10 protein-coding genes are annotated in these 9,217 nt (G+C 67.5%); 7 read left to right on the top strand and 3 right to left on the bottom strand.

Annotated elements, in window-relative coordinates; genetic code table 11:
• Nucleotides 1–996 precede the first annotated feature (996 nt).
• Both ACO1BR_RS43190 and ACO1BR_RS43195 read left to right on the top strand, forming a co-directional pair.
• Nucleotides 997–1,527, top strand: a complete 531-nt coding sequence (locus tag ACO1BR_RS43190) for a helix-turn-helix domain-containing protein (protein WP_426800599.1) — start codon at nt 997–999, stop codon at nt 1,525–1,527.
• 4 nt (nt 1,528–1,531) lie between these two features.
• On the top strand, nt 1,532–2,761 hold the full coding sequence (locus tag ACO1BR_RS43195; RefSeq protein ID WP_426800600.1) for a PBSX family phage terminase large subunit: 1,230 nt from the start codon (nt 1,532–1,534) through the stop codon (nt 2,759–2,761).
• 6 nt (nt 2,762–2,767) lie between these two features.
• Here ACO1BR_RS43195 and ACO1BR_RS43200 read toward each other — a convergent pair whose 3' ends face one another.
• Nucleotides 2,768–3,100, bottom strand: coding sequence for a hypothetical protein (locus ACO1BR_RS43200; protein WP_426800601.1), 333 nt, complete (start codon nt 3,098–3,100; stop codon nt 2,768–2,770).
• A gap of 98 nt (nt 3,101–3,198) precedes the next feature.
• Nucleotides 3,199–3,411 carry a hypothetical protein gene (locus ACO1BR_RS43205; protein WP_426800608.1) on the bottom strand — a complete coding sequence of 71 codons (213 nt, stop codon included), beginning with the start codon at nt 3,409–3,411 and terminating at the stop codon, nt 3,199–3,201.
• Here ACO1BR_RS43205 and ACO1BR_RS43210 point away from each other — a divergent pair.
• On the top strand, nt 3,360–4,784 hold the full coding sequence (locus ACO1BR_RS43210) for a phage portal protein (RefSeq protein WP_426800602.1): 1,425 nt from the start codon (nt 3,360–3,362) through the stop codon (nt 4,782–4,784). The genes ACO1BR_RS43205 and ACO1BR_RS43210 overlap by 52 nt on opposite strands.
• On the opposite strand, the gene ACO1BR_RS43215 is transcribed toward ACO1BR_RS43210, so the two are convergent.
• Nucleotides 4,781–5,617, bottom strand: a complete 837-nt coding sequence (locus ACO1BR_RS43215) for a hypothetical protein (protein WP_426800603.1) — start codon at nt 5,615–5,617, stop codon at nt 4,781–4,783. The genes ACO1BR_RS43210 and ACO1BR_RS43215 overlap by 4 nt on opposite strands.
• 130 nt (nt 5,618–5,747) lie before the next feature.
• Between ACO1BR_RS43215 and ACO1BR_RS43220 the strand changes: the two genes are divergently transcribed.
• From ACO1BR_RS43220 to ACO1BR_RS43235, 4 genes are all read left to right on the top strand, one after another.
• Nucleotides 5,748–7,592, top strand: a complete 1,845-nt coding sequence (locus tag ACO1BR_RS43220; protein WP_426800604.1) for a phage minor capsid protein — start codon at nt 5,748–5,750, stop codon at nt 7,590–7,592.
• An 11-nt stretch (nt 7,593–7,603) separates the two neighbouring features.
• The gene (locus ACO1BR_RS43225) at nt 7,604–7,777 is read left to right on the top strand and encodes an Rmf/CrpP fold protein (protein ID WP_426800605.1); all 174 of its coding nucleotides are present in this window, start codon (nt 7,604–7,606) and stop codon (nt 7,775–7,777) included.
• Nucleotides 7,778–7,865: 88 nt separating this feature from the next.
• Nucleotides 7,866–8,474, top strand: coding sequence for a hypothetical protein (locus ACO1BR_RS43230; protein WP_426800606.1), 609 nt, complete (start codon nt 7,866–7,868; stop codon nt 8,472–8,474).
• A gap of 16 nt (nt 8,475–8,490) precedes the next feature.
• Nucleotides 8,491–9,217, top strand: a 727-nt coding sequence (locus tag ACO1BR_RS43235; RefSeq protein WP_426800607.1) for a major capsid protein, incomplete at its 3' end; no start/stop codon positions are given.

Genomic DNA, 9,217 nt, shown 5'->3' on the forward strand with positions numbered 1-9,217 from the left:
GTAGCCGGCACCGCAGCCAGCACCCCTGCCCCAAGCCTCACTCCGAAACGGACATCAACTCGCGAACCGCCCACTAAGAGGTTGGGCATGGTGTCGAGCATGGACCAAACAGCCAAGTCTGTGCCGCAAGTTCGTTCAGTCCGTGGCCGGGGCCTGCTCGGCTGGCAGGTGGACTTCGCAGATAGATCGGTGTGGCTACCGACCTCAGACGCACGGCTGTCGCTGACATGCGAAGGAGACGGGCAAGCGGCCGGCGTAGCGCGGATCTTGTCGCGCCGCCAGCCAGCCTCGCCAGCGTGCAGCTTTCAACTGTCCGCAGATTCAGGGGAATCATGAACAGGCCGCCTTAGCACCCCGTATTGTCGGCCGCGTAGGTGACTCGCTGTCACACTGCACGCAGCCTCCGGCAACCGTTTCGATCAATCGGAGGCAATGTGAAGCACCGGCGATCATCTCCACAGGGATCGGGCCCGTGGCCCCTCTTAACGTTCCTGGCCAGTCTCGTTCGCATCGGAATCGACTGGTTCAGGCACTGAGGGAACCGACGAGCCCCATCCGCTTCTCCTGACCGCGTGAGCGGTCATCCCGGGGTCGCAGTGTGTCCGCACTGCGACCCCTTCCCTTTGGCCCTGATCGGGCCTCTGAGATGGGAAAGCGCTCCGTACGGCGACCGCACAAAAAGCACGGCCGCCGTACACACCGTGTATGGAGCGTAGCTCGGAACACCCCCGCACGTGCGGGGAATCCGACCTTCACGGGAAGCAGCTTCCCATGTAACCCACTAACGCCCCGCGCGCGGGGATGTTCCAGGCCAGCCTCGTACACGCCGTGTATGCCGAGGGCACCCAGCCCACCACTTGCAGCGTTACCTTCCCGTGATCTAAAGTGGGGCCCGTCTTCGGCGTGCCCGAAAACTTCCACACTCGGCGCCCCGCTGCTATCCCCCGTGCAGCGGGGCGCCGTCATGTCCGCAGCCAGGGCGCCGGGAGGTGAGCTATGCGCGAACCGATCAGCGACGCCGAGCGGGACCAAGTCCGCCGTCTGCACGCCGAGGGCAAGTCTCGCAACGCCACCGCCCGCGCCATCGGGCGCAGCAGCTCGACCGTGTCGAAGATCGCCCGCGACGAGGGACTGCGGTTCGAGGGCGGGGCGCGGGTCGCTCCGGCCACCGCGGCGCGGCAACTCGACCTCGCCGAGCAGCGCCGGCAGCTCGTCGGCCGCCTGTACGCCCGCGCCTCCGCCAATCTCGACCGCGCCGAGGCCACCGAGTATGTGCGCGTTGAGCTGCTGCCCAACGGCCGCACGGTCCGCGTGATCTCCGATGAGCCGCCTGCCCAGGATGAGCGCCACCACTCCCAAGCCATCAGCTCATACCTGACGAGCGCTGCGCGGCTCGTCGAGATCGACGCCGGCACCGGTACCGGCGAGGTCCGTTCCATGCTCACCGACCTTGCCCGCGGCCTGCGCGCCGCGTTCGCCGACGCCGACCAGGCCGAGACGGACGAGGGGGCCGACACCGGGGGGTGAGCCTGTGCTCGACTCCCTGCCGCTGTCCCGGAAACAGCTCCAGTCCGTCGCGCAGGCAACCGCCCGTATCTGCCTTTGGCACGGCGCGGTGCGCTCCGGCAAGACCGTGGCCTCGTTGCTGGCGTTCGTCCTGGCCGTGGCCGAGGCTCCCACGTCCGGGCTGATCGTGATCTGTGGGCGCAGCTTGCAGACCATCGAGCGCAACTGTCTCGAACCGCTCGCCGACGAGGCGCTGTTCGGGCCCGTCGCCCGGCAGGTACGGCACACCCGCGGGGCGACCACGGCCGTCATCCTCGGCCGGACCGTACACCTGATCGGCGCGGCCGACGCTCGCGCCGAGGGCCGCCTGCGCGGCCTGACCGCCTGCCTGGCATACGTCGACGAGGCAACACTGCTCCCCGAAGGGTTCTGGACACAGCTCCTTGCCCGCCTGTCCGTGCCTGGGGCACGACTGCTGGCCACCACCAACCCGGACGGTCCTCGGCATTGGCTCAAGACGGGCTATCTCGACCGCGAGGCTGAACTCGACCTCATGTCATGGCACTTCCGCCTCGACGACAACCCGAGCTTGTCCCGCGCCTACGTGGCGTCGCTTGCCGCCGAGTACGTCGGGCTGTGGAAACGCCGGATGATCGACGGCGCGTGGTGCGTCGCCGAGGGCGCCGTCTATGACATGTGGGACGAGCAGCAGCACGTCGTCGACTCCCTGCCCGCGATGCGCCGGCTGTGGCTCGGCATCGACTACGGCACCACGAACGCCACTTCGGCCGTGCTGCTCGGCCTCGGCGACGACGACCGCCTGTACGCAGTCGCCGAGTGGCGCCATGACTCACGGCAGACCCGCCGGCAGATGACCGACGCGCAGTACAGCGCCGCCATACGCCGGTGGCTGGCCGAGCAGCAGGTCGAACCAGAGTGGACGTTCGTCGACCCGAGCGCCGCGAGCTTTTCCACACAGTTGTGGACGGACGGGCACCCCGGTATCGCACGTGCCCGAAATGACGTCCTCGACGGCATCCGCAGCGTTTCAACCGCGCTCGACTCCGGCCTGCTGCGCGTCCACTCCTCATGCTCCGGCCTACTGTCCGAGCTGCCTGGCTACGCATGGGACCCCGCCGCGTCCGACCGCGGCGAAGACCGCCCGATCAAACGCGACGACCACTCGTGCGACGCGCTGCGCTACGCCGTGCACTCAACTGCACACGAGTGGCGCCATCTAATAGCACCCGAATAACGCACATCACGCTTCTTCCCTGTAGGTAAACCCATCCGAGAATATCTCTTCAGAGATTACACAGTTATAGACTTTGACTACCTGAGGTCGGGGAAAAGCAACTTCCGGCATGCCAGTTCCATGCTCACACGTCACCGGCTTGCGAAGCTTTGAGTACTCGGCAAACTCAGAATTCGTCCGCCACACTTCAAGAACGGTCAAACTGGGTGATTTGCCGTAGCATACATGCACAATTCGACCCGCCGGAGGGTTGGCATTGGTAGACCGCAGTCGGTCAATTTCCTTGCCGTAGCACGATTCACAAAGGTGCGTCGACTCAAACTTGTAGAAGATCGCCATAGCTGCCTCCCTACTACGGCGACAGCGTTTACGGTCCAATTTTACGGCCGCTCTGTTTGAGTGGCCACTTGCGTCTACTTAAAACACGGGGAGGGAAATCAATGCCTCTTCCGGACAACGGTGCCAGCTGGCCGCCGCAGCAACATGCCACCCTGTACCGCGAGATGCGCATCGATGACGCGTGGTACTCCGGTGACCGGCGCCGCCTGGCCGACGTCCACCAGGACCACCAGCACCGGCGCGACGGCCGCCGCCGACTGTGGGCCCGCCACCGCCACCCGCAGCCCGGCCGGCACGACACCCGGCTGCATATCCCGCTTCCCGCCGACATCGCGACCACCTCGGCCGACCTCCTGTTCAGCGAGCCGCCCACGTTCACCGTGGCGGATCCGGCGACGCAGGCCCGGCTCNGCTGCATATCCCGCTTCCCGCCGACATCGCGACCACCTCGGCCGACCTCCTGTTCAGCGAGCCGCCCACGTTCACCGTGGCGGATCCGGCGACGCAGGCCCGGCTCGACGAGATCACCGAGGCCAGCGGCGTTGCGAACACACTGCTCGAAGCGGCCGAAGTGGCTGCCGCACTTGGTGGGGTGTATCTGCGCGTCACATGGGATGCCTCCCTCGCTGCCCGGCCGCTGCTGACGGCCGTGCATGCCGACTGCGCCATACCGGAATTCCGCTGGGGACAGCTCGCCGCCGTCACCTTCTGGCATGAGCTGTCCGCGGACGGCTCCACGGTCTGGCGCCACTTGGAACGGCACGAAGTCGGGCGCATCCTGCACGGCCTCTACCAGGGCACCACCGACAGCCTCGGCACGCGGACGCCGCTCACGGAACGCCCCGAGACGGCACCGCTCGCCGACTCCCTCAGCTCCGAGGGCGACGCGATCGAGACTGGCCTCGATCAGCTCACGGCCGCCTACGTGCCCAATATCCGTCCCAACCGCCGGCATCGCGGGTCACCGTTCGGTCGCAGTGACTACCAGAGCGCGCACGACTTGTTCGACGCGCTCGACGAGACGTGGTCTTCGTGGCTGCGCGATATCCGCCTCGCCCGCGCCCGGTTGATCGTGCCCGACGGCTACCTGCGCGACCACGGCCCCGGCCGCGGCGCATCCTTCGACGATGACCGGGAGATCTGGCAGGCACTCAGCATTCCGCCGGGCGACAACAACGCAGCAGGGATCACCCTGTCTCAGTTCGCCATCAGGGTTGCTGAGCACCAGCAGACGGCCGACGCGATCATGCAGCAGGCCGTACAGCTTGCCGGCTACTCCGCGCAGTCCTTCGGCCTGGGCGACTCAACCGCCGCTACGGCGACCGAGGTCACTGCCCGCGAGCGTCGGTCGATGATCACGCGGGACAAGAAGTCGCGTTACTGGACTCCGGCGCTGGCCGACATGCTGCTCGTGATGTTGCGCCTCGACCAGGCCCTCTACACCCCGGCACTGACACCGGAACGGCCCACGATCCAGTTCGGGGACTCCGTCAGCGAAGACCCGCAGACGGTCGCGCAAACCCTGTCCCTGCTCGCGCAGGCGCAGGCCGTCAGTGTCGACACCAAGGTGCGCATCCTGCAACCGGATTGGGATGACGACGCGGTGCAAGCCGAGGTCGACCGCATCCTCGCCGAGACCGGCCAAGCAGTGCCCGACCTCATGCAGGCCGGGCAACTCGTCTAAGTCACCGAGAACGTCATTCGGTTCTTGAGAAGAGCGTCACTGTTGTTAAACAAGTAGAAGAAGTCGCCAAAGTCTGGGATCACATGGCCCGTTTTCCGTGCCGCGTGCCACCGATGGAGAAGCACTTCGATGACGTACCTCACCAGCGCGGTACAAAGGAAGGTGCCCTCCTTCGCCACGTACTCACTATTGCGGCCCGCGAGGACGGCATCTTCGGCGCTGCTTACCGGGGTGCCGTCCTCCGTGATGGCGTGGATGAGAAAATAGCCCCCCGCGAGCTGTTCCGCGGCCTGTGCCTGAGCTGCGTTTCGACGCGTCTGCCGTGCGGGGCGTTTGTCAAGCAGAGGCTTACCGACATCCCTGAACCAGCGGGCCACCGGATCAAGTGTCGGCGCCTTGCCAGACAGGACATCAAGGTTGTAGTACCGGGTGGTCTTGGCGAACTCGGCAAGGAACGTCACCGCATCGTCGACAATGTCGGGGTGCGGCAACTGCCAACGAAGCTGGCCCTGGTCCAGCTTCACCCGGATCGCCTGCACGGCCGCGAGCAGTTTGTTCAAGTCATGGCCGTAGGCACTCTTGAGCTGCTGGTCGCTGGGGAATTTCCCTTGTTCCACGAGCGAGTCGAGCAGGATGGTCAACTTCATGGCGCGTTCCAGCCCTATCGTGTAGCTGAAGAAGCCTCCGTAGTACTTCTCGGGCTGCATGTAGTTAGCCTTGCGCAAGGTGGTGAGACCAATACACAGGGTCTGCGCCGCGATCCCGGCCTCGTGCATCAGTGGCTGAAATATCGGCGAGTGCCAGGGACTTGCCGACTGGTTGCCGTTCGGCATGAGACACGCTCCTTCTCGTACTTTGCGGCGCTGGGCCGCACAGACATTGTGCACCTGACCAGTCACGCGTGGTAACGGATTTGCGGTTGGGGCCCTCGCTCTGTATGCCGCCATGTCCGAGGGAGGTGGCGTGCCGATCCACCCTGGAATGGTCGAGGACTTGTCCGCGGGCGTCCGCGACCTGTACGCGGACGCCGAGGCCAGGCTGCTGGGCATCGTCGCTCGGCAACTTGCTGCCGGCCTGGAGGCGCCCGGGTGGGAGGTTGCCAAGCTGCGCGATATCCAGCCGCTACGCCGGGCCGCGCAGAGCGTCGTCGACGAACTCGGCAAGGCGATGACCCGGCACGTGTTCGACGTGATCGCCGAGGCGTACAACACCGGCGCCCGCGCGGGGCTGACCGAACTCGGCGCGCTGCACGACAACGACGCCCGACGGATCTCCGAAAGCACCCCGAACGGACGCGCCGTCGATCGCCTCGCGCACGAGACCGTCGACCGTGTCACCGCCACGCACCGCGGCATTCTCCGCGGCGTCGAGGACGGTTACCGCCAGGTGGTTGCCGAGGGATCCACTACACCCCTGCTAGGCATCGACACCCGTCGCCAAGCCACGCAGGCCGCCATGGAGCGGTTTGCCGACCGTGGTCTGCGGACGTTCGTCGACAAGAGCGGGCGCGCGTGGTCGATGACCTCGTACGCCGAAATGGCCGTGCGCACCAGCGTGGGGCGCGCCGCGGTCGAGGCGCACGGCGACCGCATCCGCGCCGCCGGAGTGTCTCTGGTGATCGTCTCCAACGCGCCGCACGAGTGCCCGCTGTGCCGCCCCTACGAGGGGCGGGTGCTGGCCCTGGACGGTCCGGACGGCTCCCGCACTGTGGAGGTCGAGCACGCCGTCGAGGACGGCCGCACGGTCCGCGTGCAGGTTGCCGGATCCCTTGATGAAGCGCGCCGCCACGGGTTCCAACACCCGAACTGTCGGCACTCCACCAGTGCCTACCTGCCTGGGGTGACCCGGGCCCCGGCCAAGCACTCCACCGACCCCGACGGGTACGAGGCAACACAGCGGCAGCGCGCCATCGAGCGGGGCATTCGGAAGTGGAAAAACCGCGCCGCAGCCTCGACCGCGCCCGAGGGCAAGCGAGCGGCCGGGGCCAAGGTGCGCGCCTGGCAGAAGAAACAGCGCGAACACCTCGCCGCACACCCCGAGTTGATCCGCAAGCGGTACCGGGAACAGCCTGGTGCCGGGAACCTCCCCAGCACCGCAACCCATCCGCCGCAGGACGCCGTCGAGGCTGCCCGTGTGCGCGGCGGGGACGACGCCACGCTGCGCGAGATGAGCGACGACCAGCTCCGCGCAGCGATCCGCACGGGCGTTCTCGACGACCGTGATCACCGGCGTGTTGCTGCCGAGTTCGACCGGCGGTACCCCGTCATCCCGCCGCAAGCCACTGTGGGTGGGACGGTTGCCGACTACGCCGCCGACCGGGCCGTGCTCGACCGGCTGCTCGGCCCCCTCCGGCTGGACGAACTGCGGCCGGCCGACCCCGACGAGTGGGGCGCCTTCGGACGCGACATCACGCGTGGCCCTGACGGCACTGCGCACATGTCGGCCGCCGAACGCTGGGCTTACGAGAAGGAACTCGCCGAACGGCAGGCGCAGACCGCGTACACGCGCAAGGAGATACGCGCGATGTACGACGAGCACATTCACTTGCAGTGGCTCGCCGCGGAGGACACGATCCGCGGGCACATGCTCAACCGGGTAGCCGAGGCCGCCGGCGTCGACCCCCGCAGTCTCTTTACCGGCCCTGCTCATGTGGCCTACGCACGCGCCAGTGACGACCTGATCAGGTTTTGGGAAGAGGTCTCGCCCCGCGTGACGCTCGCCGAGTTCACCGAGCAGGTAACCGGTGTTGCCACCGACGCGGCAGAGACCGCTCGACACGCTGCCCATGACCAGCGTCGGAAGCGATAGGAGGGTGCGCTGTGGGGTTCCGCGAAGACGCTGTGTGCGCCCACCAGGCCGGCCACGACGCTGCGCAGGCCGCCCGGCCGGCGACTGACTGCCCGCACCCGGCCGAGTCCCTGCTACGCCTGGCGTGGGTCCGCGGCTACGTCACGGCCCGGCCGTTCGACGACGAGGACCAGGCCGCCGAGTAACGGCATTGTTCCCCAACACCCCATCCGGGCCTGCCATCAGGCGGGCCCGTTGCCATGCCTGCACACCGCCACGGAGGACCGAATACCCATGTCTGACAGCACCACCCCCACAGCCTTGGCCGCGGCGTCCACCGGTCCAGCCACCGCGCCCGGGGCCCCGGAGCCACTATCGGCCACCACTGCCGCGCCGACGCCGGACCCGGCTGCCGAGCGGCAGCTCGCCGACGCCACGTCGCGCACCGAGCAAACCGCCGCCGAGCGCGACGAACTGCGGTCCGCCCTCGACGCTGTGACCAAGGCACTCAACCCCGAGGGCCAAGGCGAACAGGACCCGGCCGCGCTTGCCGCAGCGGTCGCCGAGCGCGACAAGCAGCTCGACCACTCTGCAAGCGAACTGCGCACGGCGCGCGTGGAACTGGCCGCCTACAAGGCCGCCGCCGAGCAGGGCGCCCGCGCCGACCGGCTGCTGAACAGCCGGTCGTTCCTCGACACGGTCGCCCAGCTCGACCCCGCCGACGCCAAGTTCGGCGAGCAGCTCAACACCGCGATTCGGGCCGTTGTCGAGGCCGACCCGGATCTGTACCGGGCGACGCCAGCCGTCCCAGGCCGCGGCGGTGCGGAGTTCAACGGCGCTCCGGCTGCGCCCACCAAGCCGGCCACCCTCCATGACGCCATCGCCGCTCGGCTTGGCGCCTGAACCTTAGGGAGTACCGATGGCAATCACCCTCGCCGACGCCGCACAGAACACGCAGGACGACATCGACCTGCGCGTGATCGATGAGTTCCGCAAGTCCTCATGGCTGCTGGACAACCTGACGTTCGACGACGTCGTGAACCCCGCCGGCGGCGGTGCCACGCTGACCTACGGCTACACCCGCCTGGTGTCCGAGCGCGGCGCCGCCTTCCGGCCGCTGAACACCGAGTACGGCACCGAGCAGGCCAAGCGCACCCGCGCGACCGTCGACCTGTCCGTGCTCGGCGGCGCCTTCGAAATCGACCGGGTCCTGTCCAACCTCGGCCCGGCCGCCACCAACGAAGTCACCTTTCAGATGGGGCAGACGATCAAAAGCGCGCGTGCGTTCTTCTCCGACCAGGTCATCAACGGCAACCGCAACACCTCCACCGCCACCGGGTTCGAGGGACTGTCGAAGGTGCTGGCCAACTCCAGCACGGAGTACAAGGCCGCTGCCGACTGGTCCACCCCCGCCGACCAGCCGGCAGCGCACAACGCGCTCGACAGCCTCGACGAGTTCCTCGGCCTGCTCGACGACACCCCCTCGGCACTGCTCGGCAACAAGAAGACCATCGCCCGTATCCGCTCCCTTGCACGCCGGGCCGGCTACTACAGCCGCAGCGAGAATGCGTTCGGGCAGACGGTCGAGTCGTACAACGGGATTCCGTTCATCGACCTGGGCGCCAAGGCCGGCAGCGCCGATCCGG

The organism is Streptomyces sp. YGL11-2 (genome assembly GCF_050054615.1).
Classification (GTDB): Bacteria; Actinomycetota; Actinomycetes; order Streptomycetales; family Streptomycetaceae; genus Streptomyces.